Here is a 22736-nt window from a genome sequence, read left to right on the forward strand (position 1 = left end):
ACACTATGAAAAAGTTCGCCCTATTGATTATTCTATTGGTTATCTCTGCTAACGGTTATTCGCAACGTAAACCCAAGATAAAAGGGAATAAAAATGTTATTGAAGTACGCGAGGATCTAGAGCCTTTTAATGCTATTGAATTGGTTGATGATCTAGACATCGTTATTCAAAAAGCAACTACAGAAGGTTATGCTTTGGAGTTAGATGATAATTTGGTAGATGTACTAAAATTTAAAGTGGACAATGGTACACTAAAGATATCTTCGTTCTATAATATTACGGGAAAGAAGAAATTGGAGATTACCATTTTCTTTCAAGAGCTGAATAGTATTAGAATGATGAATGGTAAAATTAGCATGAAGGATGTTATTTCTACCGATAGGTTAAGGGTGGAAACTTTTGGTACATCTAGACTGGAGTTAAATGCCACTGCTGATATTATGGATATTAACATGGAAGAAATTAGTTCTGGAGATTTTAACTTAGCGAGCGACTCATTAAATCTTACATTAAAAGATAGAATAGATGTGAAATTATATACCACTGGTGCTAGTAATAATATTTATATGTATAAAAATGCCTCTGCTAAAGTTGAGGGTACAACAGATTTTTTAATGGCTAAGTTGTATGGTAACACATCTCTAAAAGCATCTGATCTTCAAGCTAACTATGTTCTTGTAGTTGCCGAAGATTCACCAGATATAGAAGTTAGGGCGTTGAACACATTACAGCTTAGTTCTAAAGGTGGTACTAGAACCAAGCTATATGGTGAACCGGAAATAACTATTCTTGATTTTTTAGATACATCAAGATTAGAGAAAGAGCGTAATTAGTTAGCTATTGGCGCGGTCATTAAGTGATCCGGTATTCCAAAACCATCTACAAGGCTATTAAGATGCGGTCTCAGTTCTGTACACAGGCGTTCAACTCTTTGGCGTATAGCTTTGGACTTAGTTCCGCTAATGTAGCCTTGCTCTAAATACCATGATGCATCTTTTCTTATTTCATGCAGAGCATATAAGGTACCTAGTTTTTCAAATAGCGCTTTATACTCGGGGTCGGTCATTGTGTTGTTGTGTGCTATAAATGATTTGTACGCTAGTTCGGCACTATATGCCTTACCAAGTGTCATTAAGTGTGTTTGTACCTTTAAGAAGGCTTGATATGACGGAATTCCTTTCTTAATATAACCTCTAATACGCATTGCAATAGTATAGGTTAATCTTCTTGTTCTATGTTCTAAAGCGTGTACATGAAAATTAGGATTGTATAAATGGTCTTTATCTGTCTTGTTCGTATACAACGGGTTTATGGTGGACAGTTTATCACTTAGCTGAGAGCTTAATAATTTCAAGACAGTTGAAAAGCCTGCGCTGTTGAACTCCGCTTTAAAATCTGAAAGAACACCCTTAGCGGCTAGTTGTAATAATACATTATTATCGCCTTCAAAAGTTGTGAATATATCAACATCACCTTTTAGGTCTGCAATTCTATTCTCTAAAAGATAACCCTTGCCGCCACAAGCTTCTCTACATTCCTGAATGGCATCGTTGGCGTACCAAGTAATAATGGATTTAAGTCCTGCTACCTGCGTTTCAACTTGTCTTTTGTCTGGTTGAGATTCATCGCAATAGAGCACCATCATTTTGTCTAACGTTATGTGATATACATATGCGCTGGCTACTAAGGGAGTCAAGCGTAGTTGGTGAGATGGGTAATCCATCAAAAGGTCTTCTTGTATTTTAACGCTATCATTAAATTGTCTTCTTTTTAAAGCATGCTTAATGGCAACTGTCAATGCGAATTTAGCTCCGCCTAAACCTGCCCTGGCAACGCATATTCTACCTCCTACCAGAGTACCCAACATGGTGAAAAAGCGTTTGTTCGGATTCTTTATTTCTGAATAATAATCTCCATTACCTAATATAGTACCGTACTTGTTCAATAGATTCTCTTTTGGCACCTCAACTTGGTTAAACCAAATTTTGCCGTTATCAACCCCGTTAAGTCCCAGTTTGTAACCGTTGTCTTCAACCATTATACCTGGTAGTAACTCATGTGCTTCATTCCTAAGAGGAACTAGAATAGCATGTACTCCTTCATTTTTTCCGTTTATAATAAGTTGAGCAAAAACAGATGCCATTTTAGAATGTATGGCATTCCCTATATATTCTTTATTATCGTTTTTACCTGGGGTATGTATGACAATGGTTTCGGAATCTTTGTTATAAGTGGCTGTTGTTTTAATTCCGCGAACGTTAGATCCGTGTCCGGTTTCTGTCATGGCAAAACAGCCTAATAATTCAGCCTTACCTGTATCGTTTAAATACTTATCATGGTGTTTCTTGGTGCCCAATTTCTGAATACTGCCACCGAATAACCCAAATTGTACCCCAAATTTTATGGATAGACTTCCGTCTGCCCACATCATATTCTCAAAAATGTAAGCGTAGCCTTCCATATCATTGGTACCACCATATGCTTCGGGATATGCCATTGCGCCGTAACCCTTATCCGCCAAAAACTCAACTTGTTTTAGAACATGATTTCGAAACTCTTCTTTGTTACGTCTTACTTCCCAAGAGAAAATTGGATCACTAAGTACGGCTCTAAAAGAATCTATTGCCTTTGCATGATTTCCTTTTAAAATTGTGTCTATGGTTTTTGCCGAATATTGAGAGGATTTTTTTTCTAAGTCAATATGTACGTCAAATAAATGATTGTAATGATTGGGTTGAATGCCCAAATTAATTTCTATAGTTTTTATTTGATCGTTATACGATATGTCATTGTGGTAGTGTGATGTTACTTTTTGACTGAAAGCCGTTAATGGATACGTTTCGTGCTCCACTAACTTTACACCACTATTTATAATCAATTGTTTCCAAGACTTGAATAACTCGTTTTTTGGCGGATTTTTGACATTCATCCACGCTTTAAGTTGTTTTTTGTCATCTGAGGATAAGGTAACATCATTTGATATGGCGTTTTCAACAACGTTTATTTCTGATGCCGACAAGAGGTCGTCTGACCAGATAATATAAAAGACCGGAATATATTGTAATACTTGTGCTGTGTAATTTTCTTTTGTCATGCCATGAAATTACAATTTTTAGTTAGATTTCTTACAGGTATTTAACGGTCATTTGGGTATTTTGATAAATTGAATTAGCTATGGGTTTAAGTTAAAAGTTATCTGGTGTTTGTCTATCTTTGTTAGTGTATGAACGAGTATTTAGACCCATCTGCTGATGGTTTCTCTAATGAGGAACTTGATATTGAAAGAGCATTAAGACCTGTAAATTTTGACGATTTTGCCGGTCAAGATCAGGTGCTTGAAAACCTTAAGGTTTTTGTGGAAGCCGCAAATAGAAGAGGAGAAGCATTGGATCATACCTTGTTTCATGGTCCTCCGGGTTTGGGTAAAACTACTTTGGCTAATATTTTAGCGAATGAATTGGGGGTGTCAATTAAAATAACATCTGGTCCTGTATTGGATAAACCAGGAGATTTAGCAGGGTTATTGACTAATTTAGATGAGCGTGATGTGTTGTTTATTGATGAGATTCATAGATTAAGCCCTATTGTGGAAGAGTATTTGTACTCTGCAATGGAGGATTATAAAATAGATATTATGTTGGAATCTGGACCAAATGCCAGGTCTGTACAGATAAATTTAAATCCGTTTACATTAATTGGTGCAACCACACGGTCTGGATTATTGACTGCGCCTATGCGTGCGCGTTTTGGTATTCAAAGTAGATTGCAATATTATTCTACAGAACTACTTTCTACTATTGTAGAGCGTAGTGCAGAAATTTTGCGCGTACCTATTTCTCAAGATGCCGCTATAGAAATTGCCGGTAGAAGCAGAGGTACACCTAGAATCTGTAATGCCTTACTTAGAAGGGTGCGTGATTTTGCGGAGATTAAAGGGAATGGCTCTATTGATATGGAAATTTCAAAGTTTAGCTTAAAGGCATTGAATGTAGATGCCCATGGTCTTGATGAAATGGATAACAAAATACTAACAACTATAATTGATAAATTCAAAGGCGGTCCTGTTGGTATTACCACTTTGGCAACTGCGGTTTCTGAGAGTGCAGAAACGATAGAAGAGGTGTATGAGCCGTTTTTAATTCAACAAGGTTTTATTATGAGAACTCCTCGTGGTCGTGAAGTAACCGAATTGGCGTATAAACACCTTGGAAGAATAAAAGGAGGAATTCAACCTGGTTTGTTTTGAGTATCGATATAAAACATAAATGGACAAATAGTATTAAAACCGAAGCCAAACGCCTCGGTTTTTTATCATGCGGTGTATCCAAAGCTGATTTTCTAGAAGAGGAAGCTCCTAGATTAGAGCAGTGGCTCAATAATAATATGAACGGCGAAATGAGCTATATGGCTAATTATTTCGATAAAAGATTAGATCCAAGAAAATTGGTTGAAGGTTCAAAATCCGTTATTTCCCTTCTTTTAAATTACTATCCGGAAGAAACCCAGCGAGAAGATTCTTATAAGATTTCTAAATACGCATATGGCCACGATTACCATCATGTGATAAAAACAAAACTTAGGCAGCTACAGGAATTCATATCTGAAGAAATAGGTGAAGTTAATGGGCGAGCTTTTGTAGATTCTGCTCCGGTACTTGATAAAGCTTGGGCAGCAAAAAGTGGGTTAGGGTGGATAGGTAAGCATAGTAATCTGCTTACACAAAAGGTTGGTTCGTTCTATTTTATAGCAGAGTTGATTGTTGATTTAGAATTGGAATACGATCATGCGGTGACAGATCATTGCGGTACTTGTACTGCTTGTATAGATGCCTGCCCAACACAAGCCATTGTAGATCCTTATGTAGTTGATGGTAGTAAATGTATCTCTTATTTTACTATAGAATTAAAAAATGAACTCCCTAACGAAATGAAGGGCTCATTTGATGATTGGATGTTCGGCTGCGATGTTTGTCAAGATGTTTGTCCGTGGAACCGATTTTCCAAACCTCATAATGAACCTTTGTTCAATCCTAATCCAGAATTGCTGAGTATGACCAAAAAAGATTGGGAAGAAATCACCGAGGATGTGTTTAGAAAGGTGTTTCAAAAATCTGCATTGAAGCGAACAAAGTATGGTGGACTCACCAGAAACATCAATTTTTTGAAATAATATTTTATTTTCAAACGTTTTCGTTAGCTTTTTTCTTTGCTGATGACATAGAGGAGACTTAATTATATTATATTGCTAGTCATGTAAAATTATGTTTTTCTAATAAAACACATGATTTTTGTAAGAATGTAATAAAATTTACCACCGAATCAATAACATTTTTTTTAGATGAAAATCAAAAAACCGAGTCTTAGTTTTTGGCAGATATTTAATATGAATGTTGGATTTTTAGGAATCCAGTATAGTTTTGGGTTGCAGCAAACGGCTATTAATCCTATTTTCTTATACTTAGGTGCACCAGAAGATATGCTGCCCATTTTAAATATTGCGGGTCCGGTAACAGGGTTAATTGTGCAACCTATTATTGGAGCAATGTCAGATAAAACTTGGTCTGAACGTTGGGGTAGAAGAAAGCCTTATTTCTTGATTGGGGCAATTTTGGGTAGTTTATGTTTATTCGCTTTTCCAACGAGTCCCGTTTTATGGTTTGCGGTTGGTTTACTTTGGATTTTAGATGTGGGTAACAATATGGCAATGGAGCCTTATAGAGCATTTGTTGGCGATAAACTCCCTGAGAAACAATTGAGTTTGGGGTACCAAATGCAAAGTTTGTTTGTGGGTGCAGGTATTCTCTTGGCTAATGGATCTATTGTACTATTCCAATATTTATTTGGAGGTGAATCTGTGGAAGTTGCGGGAACGATACCTACTTGGTTGTACTACTCCTTTTATATTGGTGCAATTCTTTCTATCACCACTATCCTTTATTCAGTTTTAAAAACTCCCGAAATTCCGCCTTCATCAGAAGAGTTGACTGCAATTAATCATGCAAAAGCTAAACCGTTGACCGAACGAATTGCTTTGCCTTTTAGAGAAATTGGAGAATCTATAAAGAAAATGCCCAAATTTATGTGGAGAGTTGGTGCAGTGTATTTGTTTCAATGGTATGCTTTATTTATTTACTGGCAGTATACAACGCCATTATTTAAATTGACAATGGGTTACACTACAGGAGAAGCAGCTTCACAATCTGCACAAATGAGTTTGACCTATAATATAGTAACCATGGTCGTTGCTTTGGCTTTGGTGCCGCTTACATTAAAATATGGTGGTAAAAAAATATATGCATTAAGCTTGTTCGGTACTGCTATTTCTTTATTTGCGATTCCGTATATCACAGATCCTATTATGGTGCTGGCTCCAATGGTATTGTTCGGTATTGGTTGGGCGGCAATGATGGGTATTCCTTATACCATGGTGTCAAAAGTGGTTCCGCAAGAAAGACGTGGTGTTTATATGGGTATTTTAAATATGATGATTGTAATTCCTATGGGAATAGAGACGCTTACTTTTGGACCTATTTATAAATATTTACTTGGAAATAATGCGATTAATGCCATGTTGTTTGCAGGTGCATTCTTTGCAATATCGGGGTTTTTGGCATTGCGACTTAATGTGTCTAGTAAAGAAAAGGCAGCTAATTTGTAATTTGAAATTTTACTTTAGGTCTATCATAACAGAACTATTTATTTTGTTCATATAAATACAGGTCTGCTTAACGCTTTCTTACAGAATACCTTTAAATTTGTTTTTTTTAAAATAGAAGAGTATGAGCAATGAAAAGCTAAGAAGAGAGGCACTTATTTATCATGCAAAACCACAACCTGGTAAGATAAAAATAGTTCCTACTAAACCATATAGTACACAACGTGATCTTGCTCTGGCGTACTCGCCCGGTGTTGCAGAGCCATGTTTAGAAATAGCAAAGGATAAGGACAACGCCTATAAATATACTTCTAAAGGTAATTTAGTAGCCATTATATCTAACGGTACCGCTGTTTTGGGTTTAGGAAATATTGGTCCTGAGGCTTCAAAACCGGTAATGGAAGGTAAAGGTCTTCTTTTTAAGATTTTTGCGGATATTGATGGTATTGATATTGAAGTGGATACTGAAGATGTAGATAAGTTCATTGAGACCGTTAAAATGATTGCTCCAACTTTTGGTGGAATTAACCTAGAGGATATCAAAGCGCCTGAAGCTTTTGAGATTGAACGTAGATTAAAAGAGGAATTGGATATTCCTGTAATGCATGATGACCAACACGGTACGGCTATTATTTCTGCTGCTGCTTTATTGAATGCCTTAGAGCTTTCTAAAAAGAAAATGGAAGATGTACGCATCGTTATTAGTGGTGCAGGTGCTGCCGCTGTTTCGTGTACTAAATTGTACAAGGCATTTGGTGCCAAAGCAGAAAATATAGTAATGCTTGACAGTAAAGGTGTTATTAGAAAAGATGCCGATAATTTATCTCCAGCAAAGAAGGAATTTGCAACCGATAGAAAAATAGATACCCTAGATGAAGCTATGGTAGATGCCGATGTATTTGTAGGTCTTTCCATAGCGAATGTTGTAAGTCCGGCGATGTTGGAATCTATGGCAGAGAACCCTATAGTGTTTGCCATGGCAAATCCAGATCCAGAGATTGCTTATGATTTGGCAGTTGCTACACGTAAGGATGTTATAATGGCAACAGGAAGATCAGATCATCCTAACCAAGTGAATAATGTACTTGGTTTTCCATTTATATTTAGAGGTGCATTAGATGTGAGGGCTACGGCGATTAATGAAGCTATGAAAATGGCTGCAGTAAAAGCTTTGGCAGATTTAACAAGACAACCGGTACCTGAGCAAGTGAATATTGCTTATGGTGAAACTAGACTAACATTTGGTAAGGAGTATATTATTCCAAAACCTTTTGATCAACGATTAATATATGAAATACCACCTGCTGTAGCTAAAGCTGCTATGGAAAGTGGTGTTGCCAAAGCTCCTATAGACGATTGGGATAAATATAGAGAGGAGTTAATGCTTCGTTCTGGGAATGATAATAAAGTTGTTCGTCAACTTCATGGTAGGGCTCGTAGCAATGCCAAGAAAATTGTATTTGCAGAAGCTGATCATTTAGATGTTTTAAAAGCGGCGCAGATAGTGCATGAAGAGGGTATAGCAATTCCTATTCTTTTAGGTAGAAAAGATATTATTCTTGAATTAAAGAAAGAGTTGGAGTTTGATGCTGATCTTGCTATTATTGATCCTATGTCAGAGGAGTTTGACGAGCGCCATGTTCGTTATGCTACTAAATACTGGGAAAGCCGTAAGAGAAGCGGGGTGACTTTTTACAGTGCGAAAATAAAAATGCGCGAGCGTAATTATTTCGGTTCCATGATGGTGATGGAGGGTGATGCGGATGGTATGATTTCTGGTTACTCAAGGGCATACCCTACGGTTGTAAAACCAATTTTAGAAGTTGTTGGTAGAGCAAGTCAGGTTAAGAAAGTGGCTACGGTGAACATTATGATTACGGATAGAGGGCCGTTATTTTTGGCCGATACTTCAATCAATATAGAACCAAATGCCGAAGAACTGGCAGATATAGCACAAATGACCGCAAATGTTGCTTCAAATTTCGGATTCAATCCCGTGTTGGCAATGCTGAGTTATGCAAACTTTGGTTCTTCAACACATCCTAACGCGAAAAAGGTTAGAGAGGCAGTTCAAATTCTTCATGAAACAAAGCCAGATTTGGTGGTTGACGGTGAAATACAAACAGATTTTGCTTTAAACAGAGAGCTTCACGAGAGTAAGTTTCCTTTTTCTAAGCTAGCTGGTAGAAAGGTGAACACCTTAATATTTCCTAATTTAGAATCCGCAAACATTACCTATAAGTTGTTGAAAGAATTGAATAGTGCAGATTCTATCGGTCCAATCATGGTAGGTTTAAGAAAAGCCGTTCATATTATGCAATTAGGAGCTAGTGTTGATGAAATAGTAAATATGGCTGCAGTTGCTGTAATTGATGCTCAAGAGCGTGAAAAACGCAAGAAAGCGAAAGGTTCAAAATAAATTATAATTAAAGAATAACTCAAATAGGGAAATTGGTAGACATACTTCTTTCCCTTTTTAATTTTAGAAAAATCATGATACATCACTTAAGAGGAAAACTAGTAGAGAAGAACCCAACTCATGTTATTATCGAATGTGGTGGTGTTGGCTATTTTGTAAATATTTCTTTAAATACTTTTTCTAAGTTGCCGGAGCAAGAAAATATCTCTGTTTTTACGCACCTTCAGGTGAAAGAAGATTCTCACACACTGTTCGGGTTTGTTGAAAAATCAGAGCGTGAGATATTCCGATTATTATTGTCCGTTTCGGGCATAGGATCAAGTATAGCAAGAACCATGCTTTCTTCTATGTCTCCGTCTCAAGTTAGAGATGCTATTGCTAACGGTGATGTTGCATCAATACAAGCTGTAAAAGGTATAGGGGCGAAAACCGCACAACGCGTAATTTTGGATCTTAGAGATAAGGTCTTAAAAGTTTACGATATAGACGAACTTTCACTAAGTACAAACAATACAAATAAAGATGAAGCGTTATCTGCTTTAGAAGTTCTGGGCTTCGCACGTAAACAATCAGAGAGGGTTGTCGATAAAGTGCTTGGTCAAGATGCTTCGCTAAGTGTCGAGGATATAATAAAACTCGCGCTCAAAAATTTGTAATAAGTTTGAAAAACGGGGTAACTAAATTTCTTAAAATTTCTTTTAAGGGCATCTTTGCATTCTTTATGTTTTTAGCTTCTATAACGACTGTTATGGCGCAAGAAACAGAAGAACAGGAAATTGATTCGGTAAAGACAGGATATGATCTGGGTAGAATTCTAATTGAGAATCCAGAAAGTATCGTGTCAAAATATATTTATGACCCTGAACTTGATCGTTATATCTATAATGAGAGTGTGGGTGATTTTAATATTGGTTATCCTATAATTCTTACACCAGATCAATATTTTAAATTGATTAGGGAAGAAGGAATTAAATCTTACTTCAAGGAAAAATCCGATGCTTACTCAGGTAAAAAAGAAGGTAGTGAAGAAGCTCGTAAAAACTTACTTCCTAATTTTTATGTAAATAATGATTTCTTTTCTACCATTTTTGGTGGTAATACTATTGAGATTATTCCACAAGGATCTGTGGCAATGGATTTGGGTGTTATCTGGCAGAAAAATGATAACCCTTCTTTATCGCCAAGAAACAGAACAAACCTTTCTTTCGATTTTGATCAACGTATAAGTCTAAGTATGTTGGGTCAAATTGGTGAGCGTTTACAAGTGACCGCAAATTACGATACAGAAGCAACATTCGATTTTCAGAACATTGTTAAGTTAGATTACACACCAACAGAAGATGACATAATTCAGTCTATAGAAGTTGGTAACGTAAATATGCCACTTAATAGTTCTTTAATTTCTGGTGCACAGAGTTTATTTGGTGTAAAAACGAAGTTACAATTTGGTAAAACTTCGGTTACCGCGGTTTTTTCTGAGCAACGTTCGCAAAATAATACGGTAGTAGCACAAGGTGGTGGTACATTAAATGATTTCTCTCTAACGGCTTTGGACTATGATGAAAACAGACACTTTTTCTTAGCGCAATACTTTAGAGATAATTACGATGAAGCACTTTCTTCTTATCCTTATATACAAAGTCAAGTTCAGATTACGCGTATAGAGGTTTGGATTACGAACAGAACGCAGCAGACATTAAATGTGCGTAATGTAGTGGCTATTCAAGATTTAGGAGAATCAGATATTACAAAGACTAGAGTAGGTCAAAATAATGGTAGCGGTAGTGGTTTCTTTAATGGTCCTGCAGATTTAAGACCTAGAAACAACGCAAATGATTATGACCCGGCTTTAATACTTACTAATAGTGGTGCTTTAAATGATAATATTAGAGAAATTGCAACCGTAGAGAGTGGTTTTAATGCTGGTAGTTTTACCGGTGGATATTCTCCTAACCAAGGTTTTGATTATGCGTATTTAGAGAATGCAAGAAAATTGGAACAGGGTAGAGATTTCGATTTCAATACGCAATTAGGGTATATATCTTTAAACCAACGTTTAAGTAATGACGAGGTTTTAGGTGTTGCTTACCAATATACATTTCAAGGCCAAGTATACCAAGTAGGTGAATTTGCAAATGGTGGTATAGAGGCAACTACGGTTACTCAAGATGTTAGTACCGTTATAGAAAACAATACTCTAATACTTAAACTTCTTAAAAGTAATATTACCAATATCACTGATCCTATATGGGATTTAATGATGAAGAATATCTACGCTACTGGTGCCTATAGCTTAAGTCAAGAAGATTTTAAGATGAATATTTTATATTCTGATCCTACGGCAAGAAATTATATTACACCAATAGAAGAAGGTCCCGGTTCTGGTTGGCCAGAAGGATTAGAAGAGACTATTCTTTTAAATGTTTTTAATCTAGATAGGTTAAATGTGTATAATGATATTCAACCCGGTGGTGATGGTTTCTTTGATTTCATTAGTGGGCAAACCATAGATGTCCAGAATGGTCGTATCATCTTTACCACAGTAGAACCTTTTGGGGAGTCTTTGTACGAGAAACTACAAAATGGTAACAGCGGTCAATATGATGTTACTTCTGGGTATAATGCCAACCAAGAGCAGTATGTATTTAGAGATATGTATGCTTTAACAAAAACGGCAGCCCTACAAGATCCAGAAAAAAATAAGTTCTTATTAAAAGGTTCGTACAAATCAGAGGGTAGTAACGGTATTTCTATAGGAGCATTTAATGTACCCCAAGGTTCTGTAACGGTAACGGCTAATGGTAGAACATTACAAGAGGGTATAGATTATACGGTAAATTATCAGTCTGGTACGGTACAAATTTTAGATCCTAGTTTAGAGGCTTCAAATGTGCCTATCAATATATCGGTAGAGAATAATGCGGTATTCGGTCAACAAACACGTCGTTTTACAGGGGTGAATGTAGAGCATCAATTCAATGAAAAATTTGTTTTGGGCGGTACATTGTTAAATATGAACGAAAGACCTTTGACCCAAAAATCTACATATGGTGTAGAGTCTGTTAATAATACTATTTTCGGTTTAAATACTAACTTTTCTACAGAGGTGCCTTTCTTGACACGTATGGTGAATAAGTTACCAAATATTGATACAGATGTACCTTCTAATATTTCGGTAAGAGCAGAAATGGCGGCATTAATTCCCAGTTCACCCAAAAATGCTGATTTTGAAGGAGAGACTACTACTTACTTAGATGATTTTGAAGGAGCGCAGGCGTTAATAGATATTAGAGCATCCCTTGGATGGTCTCTTGCGAGTATGCCTTTGGAATATGGTAACGGGGACCAACCTTTTGGTAGTTCTCCAGAAGATGCAAATAACCTGTTAAACGGTTATGGTAGGGCAAAGTTATCTTGGTATACTATTGATCCAATTTTCTTTACTACGCAAAGACCAGATGAGATCAGCGATGATGATATTTCTACCAATGCTACTCGTAGAGTGTATATTGATGAGGTTTTTCCAGAGACAGATGTTGCCCAAGGTCAAACCCAAGTACAGTCTACTTTAGATATGGTGTACTATCCAAATACTAAAGGACCATATAACAATAATCCGGATTTTGACACTGAAGCTCCAACTGAAAAGTGGGGTGGTATGATGCGTTCTTTGAGCAGTACGGATTTTGAACAGAGTAACGTTGAATTCGTTCAATTTTGGGTAATGGACCCTTATGTTGACGGTATTGCAAATGGAGCGGGTGAATTAGTGCTTAACCTAGGTAATATTTCTGAAGATATTCTGCGTGACGGTAAAAAGCAATATGAAAACGGATTACCGGGGGTTGATAGTAATGATTTTGTTTCGCCTACCTCTTGGGGTGAAGTACCGGCAACACAATCTTTGGTGTATGCTTTTGATGCAGATGAAAATAACAGAGGTTTACAGGATATTGGTTTTGACGGTTTAGATGATGTACGTGAAGCGGATGTGTATACTAATAACGGTGGTGATGACCCGGCATTAGATAATTACGGATATTATTTAAATAGAGATGGTAGTATTTTAGATAGGTATTTAGATTTTAATAACCCGCAAGGGAATTCGCCTGTAACGGTAACGAATACGGATAGGGGTTCTACAACATTACCGGATGTAGAAGATGTAGATAGGGATTTAACCATGAATACGGTAAATAGTTACTATGAGTACCGTATTGCTATAAAGCCGAATACTACTATTAATGATGAATATGTAACCGATATTATTGAAGGCACCGCAACTGGTGATGTTAGAATACCGAATGGTGATGATGTTAACTACCGCTGGATTCAATATAAAATTCCATTAAGCGACTTTACAGATGCTATTGGTGGTATTACAGATTTTAGATCTATTAGTTTTATGCGTATGTATATGACAGGTTTCAATAGCCCTACTATATTACGTTTTGCAACTTTGGATTTAGTTAGAGGAGATTGGCGTACGTATACAAATACTTTACAAGACACAAATATTGACAGTGATCCTTCTGATGATGGTACTACCTTAGATGTAAATACTGTTAATATAGAAGAAAATAGTAGTAGAACACCAATACCATATGTGTTGCCTCCTGGTGTTGTTAGAGAGCAGTTAAACAATAACAATACTATTATTAGGCAGAACGAGCAATCACTTTCGTTGACGGTATCTAATCTAGAGTCTGAAGATTCTAGAGGGGTATTCAAAAATTTGAATGTTGATATTCGTCAATATGAGAAATTGAAAATGTTCATACATGCCGAAAAAATTATAGATAGTGACTATGCTGATACCTCTACACCTTTAGTTGGTTTCTTGCGTATGGGTACAGATTTTACTCAAAATTACTATCAAATAGAATTGCCGTTAGAGTTCACACCTTTTACTGCAGTTGCAGATGATGAAATATGGCCAGAGAATAATGAGATGAATATTTTGCTTAGTGATTTAACGAAGGTGAAATCGCAATGGATAGCAGATGGTGATCTAACTGATGTTCGTTTCTTTGAAATTGAAAATGACGAAGTGATTCCTGTTGGTGAGTTTGATGTTCGTACTCCTGGTAGAATCCGAATCGGTATAAAAGGTAATCCGTCTTTAGGTAGTATACGTACCATGATGGTGGGTGTTAAAAACCAAGATATCTTACCGGCAAGAGGTGAAGTTTGGTTCAATGAACTTCGTCTTGCAGGATTGGATAATAATGGCGGTTGGGCTGCAATTGCCGCAGTAGATGGTAATATTGCAGATTTTGCCAATTTTAGTGCAACAGGTAGTAAGAGTACTTCTGGTTTTGGATCAATAGATCAAATGCCAAATGAACGTGCACGTGAAGATGCGGTTTCTTATGATGTAGTTACCAATGTTAACGTTGGGCAATTACTTCCTAAAAAGTGGGGAATTCAATTACCGTTCAATTACGGAATTTCAGAGCAATTAATTACTCCGGAGTTTGATCCTGTATATGATGATTTAAAATTAGAAGATAGAATTGCGGCTGAAGATACCCAAGAAGGTAAGGATGAGGTGTTGGAGCAAGCTGAAGATTATACGAAGCGTACTAGCATCAATTTAATTGGTGTTCGTAAAGATCGTGGAGAAGAAGCAGATGCCGATTTCTACGATATAGAGAACTTTACATTTAATTATAGTTACAACGAAACTGATCATAGAGATTTTGAAATTGCGGAATTAAAGGAGCAAAATGTAAATACTGGTTTTGTGTATAATCATAGTTTTGAACCCGTAGAGGTTGCTCCGTTTGCTAAAAAAGATTCGCTTTTTACAGGTAAGTACTGGCAATGGTTAAAAGATTTGAATCTGAATTTGTTGCCTTCCAACATTGGGGTTACATCTAATATTAATAGGCAGTTTAACGCTCAACGTTTTAGAGATGTGTATACTGATGGTGAAGACAGAATAGAATTACCAGAGCTTCAACAACGTAATTATTTATTTAATTGGCAGTATGCGATTAACTATAATTTGACAAAATCGTTGCGATTAAATTTAACAGGTTCCAATAATAATATTGTTAGAAATTATTTAAATGAGGATGAGCCTGTAGAATCAATAGATAGGATTAGAAATGAATTAGGTTTATGGGACGGCTTTTTTGATGTAGGTGAACCAAACAGGCATTCTCAACAAATGCAGCTGAATTATGAAGTTCCTTTTTCTAAAATACCTGCGTTAGACTTTATAAGTACTCAATATTCATATACTAGTAATTTTGATTGGCAAAGGGGAGGTGATGCACTTTTTGAAGTAGCAGGAGAATATATTAACACGGTGCAAAATGCAAATACGCATACGTTGACATCGTCTTTGACCATGCAGAAGTTCTATGATTTGATCGGACTTAAAAAACGTGAGGCTCCTAGAGCATCTACCACCGGACCAATACGAAGAGATAAATCTGGTGCATTATCCGAAGATCAAGAAAAGATTAAAGGTAAGACAAGTGATTTGTTCAATACCGTTGTGGATATTGTTACCATGGTAAAACGAGTGAATTTCAACTATAGTGAAAACAATGGTACAGTGCTTCCGGGTTATACACAATCTGTTGGTTTCGTAGGTACTACCAAACCAACTATTGGTTTCCTATTTGGTAGTCAGTCAGATGTGCGTTATGAAGCCGCTAGAAATGGTTGGTTAACAGGCTTTCAGGAATTTAACGAGCAATTCATCCAAAGAACAAATAAACAGTTGAATATTACCGCCACGGCTCAGCCAACAAAAGATATAACTATTGACTTGGTGGCAGACAGGCAATATTCAGATAGTTATCAGGAGAATTTTAATGTTGTAGATCAAGAATATAACCTTCAGTTGGGTAACAACTATGGTAGTTTTAGTATTTCTACTATGATGATCGGTACTGCATTTGGAAAGAGTGATGAATTTGATTCAAGTACTTTTCAGCAGTTTAAGGATAACAGAATTACCATAGCGAATAGATTGATTTCTGATAGATCACAACCGGTAGGTGATTTGGATGAAGATGGTTTTCCTCAGTTATACGGTAAAACTCAACAAGATGTATTGTTGCCGGCGTTTTTTGCTGCATATACGGGACAAGATGCTGAACGTGTAAACTTAGATACGTTTAGAGATATTCCAATACCAAATTGGAGTATTAAATATACAGGGCTTATGAAGAGCAAATGGTTTAAAAAGAAATTTAAGCGTTTTTCTTTGAGTCATGGGTATCGTGCATCATATAGTATAAACTCGTACCAAACGAATTTAGAGAAGGTACAGTTAATTAGCGATGGCCAAGATGCTATTAATGCAGAAAACCTTGATATATTGCCAGATTTGATTTTAAATAATGTGGTACTTACAGATCAATTTAACCCGTTAATTCGAGTAGATTTTGAAATGAAAAATTCTGTTAGTGTATTGGCAGAAGTAAGAACAGATAGAGCATTGTCATTAAGTTTCGATAATGATTTAATGACCGAGATCAATGGTAAGGAATATACGGTTGGTTTAGGATATCGTTTTAAAGATGTGAAATTTGTAACCAATATAGGTGGAAACAAAACAAGGTTAAAGGGCGATTTAAATTTAAAAGCTGATTTAACTTTACGTGATAACATTACTATTATTAGAAATTTAGATATCAATAATAATCAAATAACCTCAGGTCAAAATCTAATGTCATTGAAATTTACGGCAGATTATGCCTTAAGTAAGAACTTAAATGCATTGTTCTTTTACGATCATTCGTTCTCTCAATTTGCTGTCTCAACCGCTTTTCCGCAAACAACCATTAACACCGGATTTACAATTCGTTACAATTTTGGTAATTAATAGGGCGGTATAATAAAGGTTAAGCTTAAGAATTAGCTGCACTTTTGATCAAATCATAACATTTGTAATTATTTTGATAACCTAAGTTGAAAACTTTACATTTGCCGAAGTAAAAAAATAATAAACGATTATAATGAATATACCAGCTGAATTAAAATATACGAAAGATCACGAGTGGGTAAAGATAGAAGGTGATGTTGCCATTGTAGGTATTACAGATTTCGCTCAAGGTGAATTAGGTGATATTGTTTATGTTGAAGTAGACACTCTTGATGAGACTTTAGATCGCGAAGCAATCTTTGGTACGGTTGAAGCTGTAAAAACTGTTTCTGATTTATTTTCTCCTTTATCTGGTGAAATTGTAGAATTCAACGAAGCGTTAGAAGATGAGCCGGAAAAAGTAAATTCTGATCCTTACGGTGATGGTTGGATGGTGAAAATTAAGTTTAGCGATGCTAGCCAATTGGAAGATTTGTTGAGCGATGCTGCATATAAAGAGATAATAGGTGGTTAAAAACACTATTTATAAAGTACTTTTCATAAGCTGGATGATGTTTGTAACATTTTCCAGCTTATTTTCTTTTTCAGGAATTGGTACCTCAAGGTTCAATATTCCGCATATGGATAAGGCCGTTCATTTTACGTTCTATTCCGTTATGGTGGTGTTGGGTTATTTGGCAATACCTAAAAGTAAAGAACAAGTTATAGGCAAGTCTAAGTTATTGTGGTACATTGTTTTATTCGCTGTGCTGTACGGCATAATTATTGAAGTAATACAGCATGTAGCTACTGCTGATAGACACGGAGATCCGCTAGATGCACTTGCAAATTCTACTGGAGCTATTGTAGGAATGTTAGCCGTAAGATTTCTGTTTTTTCGGGTGCCCTCGTTAAAATGAAAATTTTAGTTGCATATTTATGGATTAATTAGTTAAATTAGCAATCACTAAATTGAAAATATATGGAACCTAAAAAGAATCCAAAAGCGGATTTAACAAAGAACAGCAGTCTTTATTTCGTTATCGGTTTGTTTGCAGTAATGCTATTTACTTATGTAGCATTTGAGTGGAAAACGTATGATGAGGTGAATGATTATGATATTTCTATGAATGTGGATGATCTTTTAGATGAAGAAGTTCCAATGACAGAACAGATCAAGACTCCACCACCGCCACCGCCACCAGCTGCACCGGAAATTATTGAAGTTGTAGAAGATGAAGAAGAGGTTGAGGAAACTGTAATCGAGTCTACTGAAACTAGTCAAGAAGAAGAAATCGTTGAGGTTGAAGATGTTGTTGTTGATGAAATCGAAGAAGACGTTGATGTACCTTTCGCAGTTATTGAAGATGTGCCTGTTTTCCCAGGTTGTGAAAATGAAAGCGATAAAAGAGCTTGTTTCAACAAAATGATTCAAAAGCATATTGGTAAAAACTTCCGTTACCCGGAAATTGCTCAAGAAATGGGTGTTCAAGGTAGGGTTAGTGTAATGTTCGTAATTCAGAAAGATGGTAGTATCGGTAACGTTAGAATGCGTGGTCCAGATAAAAACCTAGAAAAAGAAGCTGCGAGAATTATCGGTAAATTACCGAAAATGACTCCTGGTAAGCAAAGAGGTAGAGCAGTACGTGTTCCTTTTAGTATTCCAATTAACTTTAAATTACAATAGTATTTATTTACTGTTTTAATCATAAAAAAAATCCCGAGCTAATTGCTCGGGATTTTTTTTTACGTTTACTTTTTCTAAAAAATCTATTTTTTTAAACTGGTATAGAAAATAGTTCTCATTCGTTCCGGACTTATAAATCCAGTTCCAAAGTCATCATCGTATTTAGAAGAGATAGATGAATTTTTTTCTACTTGTTCTAGAGTGTCTCCAGATCCTATAGCTTTAAGAATATTCTCTTTAATAGTTTCTATCATATCAAGGTAATCAATAAGTTTTTGTTTGTTAGAAGGTCTTCCGTGGCCTGGTATAATTATAGTATTGTCATCAATGACCATTATCGCTTTTTCTATAGCGGATATATAACCTTCAACACTACCGCCATTCTTTAAGTCCATATAAGGATAACGCTCAGAAAAATAGGTATCACCCATGTGTAGTACATTGTTTTTCATAAAATAAATCATGGCATCGCTATCTGTATGGGCATTGTGTACATGAAAAGCCATTATGGTTTCATCGTTTTCAAACAATTGTAATTCTTCTGAAAAAGTAATTTCGGGTAAAATATCTTTACCCAATTCAGGTTTCTCTTCTAGCTTTTTCTCAAGACTCGTTCTAACATTATTTTGAGCTATTAGGATGGTCGATTCGGAATTGAATTCTGCATTACCACCAGTGTGATCGCCATGCATGTGTGTATTTATTAAATACTTTAACGGTTTGTCCGTAATACTAGATACAGCCAGTTTAATTTTTGGGCTTAAGCGTGCAAATTGATCATCTATCATAAAAGAATTGGTTGCATTGACATATAGACCAATATTTCCTCCTTGTCCAGTAAGCATATATACTTCACTAGTTAGCGTGTCAACCTTGATAATAACTTCTTTCTCCTGGCTCCGGCAAATGGAGTGAATTAGAAATAGTAAAATAAGTAAGTTTAAATGTTTCATTTTTAAGTGTTAAAGTGTTAACTCGTTAGCTTTCAAATATACTAGAAATAAAGGTTTAAGGTTGCAGAAATATAGTAGGGGCGTTATCTTTGCAGACCTATTAAAAAATATGAAAATGGCAGTTGGTTCGGAAAAAGAAAGTGCTTTTGCATTGCTTTTTGCCGATTTTAAGGAGATTACCAAAGCTAGATTAGCTGTTAGTGTCGTTTTTTCTTCTATTGCAGGTTACTTTCTTGGTGCGTACGAGATACAATGGGTGCAAGTGTTATTATTGGCATTTGGGGGTTATTGTATGGTGGGTGCCAGTAATGCTTACAATCAAGTTATTGAGAAAGATTTGGACGTTTTAATGAAGCGTACTAAGAATAGGCCTATTCCTGCCGGTCGTATGACGGTAAATACAGCTATGAGCCTTGCTATTGTGTTAACATTGCTTGGTGTATTGTCTTTGTATCTTTTAAACCCTAAAACGGCAATGTTTGGGGCAATTTCCATATTTCTATATACCAGTGTTTATACTCCTTTAAAAACAATTACGCCGCTTGCTGTATTTGTAGGCGCAATACCTGGAGCAATCCCCTTTATGCTGGGTTGGGTAGCCGCTACAGATGATTTTGGAATAGAACCGGGTACTTTATTTATGATTCAGTTTTTCTGGCAGTTTCCACATTTTTGGGCATTAGGGTGGATGTTGGATGATGATTATAGAAGTGGTGGGTTTAAAATGCTACCAACAGGAAAGAAAGATGCGGCAACAGTGCTACAAATAATAATGTATACCATTTGGATGATGGCAGTTTCTATTATTCCGGTATTTGGAATTACGGGTAGATTGCAATTATCTGTTGTATCAGCCGTAATTATCTTTTTAATGGGAGCGGTAATGTTAGGATTCGCTTTTCAGTTGTATAGAAAGAGAGATAATGTTTCCGCAAGAAAATTAATGTTGGCAAGTGTTAGTTACATAACACTGATGCAAATAGTATATGTAATAGATAAATTTTTAGCTTAATTATGGATTTAACACAAGGAACGGAGGTAGAGAAAAATGCTAGAGCCAAAAAGATGATGCTATGGTTTGGGATCATTAGTTTGTTAATGGGTTTTGCAGGGTGGACAAGTGCTTATATTGTAAGTAGTTCTAGAGAAGATTGGTCTAGTGATGTAGCGTTGCCAGATTCTTTTCTGTATAGTACCATTGTCATCATTATAAGTAGTATTAGTTATATGCTGGCAAAAAATGCTATAAAAGATGGAGAAAATGCTAGCAGTACTAAATGGTTATGGATTACGTTAGGTTTAGGAGTTCTATTTATCTTTCTACAATTTTCTGGTTTTTCTCAGATGGTTGCAGAAGGGTATTACTTTACTGGACCTACAAGTAGCATTAAAGTATCATACATTTTTTTAATAGCAATGGTGCATGTGGTGCACGTTGTGGCAGGTATGATTTCTTTATTGGTGGTCTTGTACAATCAAAACAAAGGAAAATATAGTAAAGAGAACTATTTAGGTGTTACCTTAGGGGCAACATTTTGGCATTTCTTAGATTTATTATGGGTCTATTTGGTGTTATTTATGTTCTTTGTAAAATAAAAAAACGAATCAAAGTTAGTTTTGGGTCAAATTGCGTTTTTAAATAGTTCAAAAAAATGTAAATTTGCTAAAGTTTTATTAAAACGATAAATAGTATATGAATTCTACGGTGACTACGGGAACGGAAACAAGCGTATGGGGTGGTGGCAATCAGCCTTTAGGAGCAAGCTATGGAAAAATGATGATGTGGTTTTTCCTTGTATCGGATGCGTTAACTTTCTCTGGATTTTTAGCAGCATACGGCTTTTCAAGATTTAAATTTATTGAAACATGGCCAATAGCGGACGAGGTGTTTACACACGTTCCTTTATTTCATGGTAATTATCCCATGATATATGTTGCCTTTATGACCTTTATTCTTATTATGTCATCTGTTACAATGGTATTGGCAGTAGACGCCGGTCATAAAATGAAAAAGAACGCAGTGACATGGTATATGTTCGCTACGGTAATCGGTGGTATAATATTCGTAGGTTCTCAAGCATGGGAATGGGGTACCTTTATTAAAGGTGACTTTGGTGCTTTAGAAACTAAAGGTGGTAGAATTCTACAATTTGTAAAAGCTGATACTGGTGAAAGAGCATCGTTATCTGATTTCGCTGCTTCTATACCTGGAGATAGAATTGTGCATGAAAGAAAAAACGGAATTTGGTTTTTCCAAGAACCGGCGTTGACCAGCGTTTCTTTAGAAGAAGTGGTTGCAGGTTTTAAAGCTGATTCTAATATTTTGATTAGAACGGAAGTAATTAATGAAGAAGGGGAAAAGACACTACTAGATAGAAAAGCTTCATTAGCTAAATTGGCAGAAGCAACGCAAGTTGTAGAAGGTGCTAATTTGATTCATAATGAATATGGAAGTAGACTTTTTGCTGACTTCTTTTTCTTTATCACAGGTTTTCACGGTTTCCACGTATTCTCAGGTGTTGTAATAAACATTATCATTTTCTTTAATGTTATTCTAGGTACTTACGAGAAAAGAGGGCATTATGAAATGGTAGAGAAAGTTGGTTTATACTGGCACTTTGTAGATTTAGTTTGGGTATTCGTATTTACATTCTTCTACCTAGTATAATCCTTATAGAAATAAACAGCATTACTGTATAAAGAATTTTAGATTAAAGTAAAATGGCAGACGGACATAAATTAGAAATTTTTAGAGGACTTGTAAAGTTCAAATCTAACACACAGAAAATCTGGGGAGTATTAGCTTTTTTAACCTTAATTACTGCTGTTGAAGTAGTATTGGGTATTATTAAGCCAGCATCTTTGACTGATACTTATGTATTGGGAATGAAGTTGATTAACTGGATCTTCATTATTTTGACCTTAGTTAAAGCATATTATATTGCATGGGACTTTATGCACTTGCGTGATGAGAAGTCTGCATTGAGAAGAGCTATAGTTTGGACACCAATATTCTTGGTTATTTATTTGACATTTATACTTCTAGTAGAAGCTGATTATATCTATAATGTATATAAAGATGGCTTTGTAAGCTGGAACTTCTAAGTTATAATTAACAGTATTAAAAGACGGTTTTATAGCCGTCTTTTTTATTTTTGTATAGTTTGTAATTTAACGACTATAACTGTTGAAACTTCT

At 35.8% G+C, this 22736-nt stretch carries 16 protein-coding genes; 14 read left to right on the top strand and 2 right to left on the bottom strand.

Features of this window, described 5'->3' with window-relative positions; all coding sequences use genetic code 11:
• Positions 1-5 precede the first annotated feature (5 nt).
• On the top strand, positions 6-833 hold the full coding sequence (locus UH1x_RS11840) for a GIN domain-containing protein (protein WP_036151892.1): 828 nt from the start codon (positions 6-8) through the stop codon (positions 831-833).
• Here UH1x_RS11840 and UH1x_RS11845 read toward each other — a convergent pair.
• On the bottom strand, positions 830-3094 hold the full coding sequence (locus UH1x_RS11845; RefSeq protein WP_482621863.1) for an acyl-CoA dehydrogenase family protein: 2265 nt from the start codon (positions 3092-3094) through the stop codon (positions 830-832). The two genes, UH1x_RS11840 and UH1x_RS11845, sit on opposite strands and share 4 nt — an antisense overlap.
• A 129-nt stretch (positions 3095-3223) precedes the next feature.
• Here UH1x_RS11845 and ruvB point away from each other — a divergent pair, with 129 nt between their 5' ends.
• The 9 genes from ruvB (at position 3224) to UH1x_RS11890 (ending at position 18585) form a co-directional block, all read left to right on the top strand.
• Positions 3224-4246, top strand: a complete 1023-nt coding sequence (ruvB, locus tag UH1x_RS11850) for a Holliday junction branch migration DNA helicase RuvB (protein ID WP_036151894.1) — start codon at positions 3224-3226, stop codon at positions 4244-4246.
• 2 nt (positions 4247-4248) lie between these two features.
• Positions 4249-5169, top strand: coding sequence for a tRNA epoxyqueuosine(34) reductase QueG (gene queG, locus UH1x_RS11855; RefSeq protein WP_482626507.1), 921 nt, complete (start codon positions 4249-4251; stop codon positions 5167-5169).
• A gap of 168 nt (positions 5170-5337) precedes the next feature.
• Positions 5338-6657 (top strand): MFS transporter, encoded by a 1320-nt coding sequence (locus UH1x_RS11860; protein ID WP_482621864.1) that lies wholly within the window; start codon positions 5338-5340, stop codon positions 6655-6657.
• Positions 6658-6778: 121 nt separating this feature from the next.
• Positions 6779-9073 (top strand): NADP-dependent malic enzyme, encoded by a 2295-nt coding sequence (locus UH1x_RS11865; RefSeq protein WP_482621865.1) that lies wholly within the window; start codon positions 6779-6781, stop codon positions 9071-9073.
• Positions 9074-9147: 74 nt separating this feature from the next.
• Positions 9148-9729, top strand: a complete 582-nt coding sequence (gene ruvA, locus UH1x_RS11870; RefSeq protein ID WP_036151909.1) for a Holliday junction branch migration protein RuvA — start codon at positions 9148-9150, stop codon at positions 9727-9729.
• A 5-nt stretch (positions 9730-9734) separates the two neighbouring features.
• Complete coding sequence (gene sov, locus UH1x_RS11875) at positions 9735-16919, top strand: T9SS outer membrane translocon Sov/SprA (RefSeq protein WP_482621866.1); 7185 nt, start codon at positions 9735-9737, stop codon at positions 16917-16919.
• A 133-nt stretch (positions 16920-17052) separates the two neighbouring features.
• Positions 17053-17433, top strand: coding sequence for a glycine cleavage system protein GcvH (gcvH, locus tag UH1x_RS11880; RefSeq protein ID WP_036151913.1), 381 nt, complete (start codon positions 17053-17055; stop codon positions 17431-17433).
• Between the two features lie 37 nt (positions 17434-17470).
• Positions 17471-17818, top strand: coding sequence for a VanZ family protein (locus tag UH1x_RS11885; RefSeq protein WP_482621867.1), 348 nt, complete (start codon positions 17471-17473; stop codon positions 17816-17818).
• Between the two features lie 62 nt (positions 17819-17880).
• Positions 17881-18585 (top strand): energy transducer TonB, encoded by a 705-nt coding sequence (locus UH1x_RS11890; protein WP_036151915.1) that lies wholly within the window; start codon positions 17881-17883, stop codon positions 18583-18585.
• Between the two features lie 83 nt (positions 18586-18668).
• Here the strand turns inward: UH1x_RS11890 and UH1x_RS11895 are convergent, their stop codons facing one another.
• Positions 18669-19538: an MBL fold metallo-hydrolase gene (locus UH1x_RS11895; RefSeq protein WP_482621868.1), complete on the bottom strand. Its 870-nt coding sequence runs from the start codon at positions 19536-19538 to the stop codon at positions 18669-18671.
• A gap of 109 nt (positions 19539-19647) precedes the next feature.
• Here UH1x_RS11895 and cyoE point away from each other — a divergent pair, with 109 nt between their 5' ends.
• From cyoE to UH1x_RS11915, 4 genes are all read left to right on the top strand, one after another.
• Positions 19648-20550 (top strand): heme o synthase, encoded by a 903-nt coding sequence (cyoE, locus tag UH1x_RS11900; protein ID WP_482621869.1) that lies wholly within the window; start codon positions 19648-19650, stop codon positions 20548-20550.
• 2 nt (positions 20551-20552) lie between these two features.
• On the top strand, positions 20553-21134 hold the full coding sequence (locus UH1x_RS11905) for a cytochrome c oxidase subunit 3 (protein WP_482621870.1): 582 nt from the start codon (positions 20553-20555) through the stop codon (positions 21132-21134).
• Positions 21135-21231: 97 nt separating this feature from the next.
• A complete protein-coding gene (locus tag UH1x_RS11910; protein ID WP_482621871.1) occupies positions 21232-22206 on the top strand; it encodes a cytochrome c oxidase subunit 3 in 975 nt (324 codons plus the stop codon).
• A 53-nt stretch (positions 22207-22259) separates the two neighbouring features.
• On the top strand, positions 22260-22643 hold the full coding sequence (locus tag UH1x_RS11915; protein WP_482621872.1) for a cytochrome C oxidase subunit IV family protein: 384 nt from the start codon (positions 22260-22262) through the stop codon (positions 22641-22643).
• Positions 22644-22736 lie beyond the last annotated feature (93 nt).

It is taken from the genome of Maribacter sp. UH1 (genome assembly GCF_056839145.1).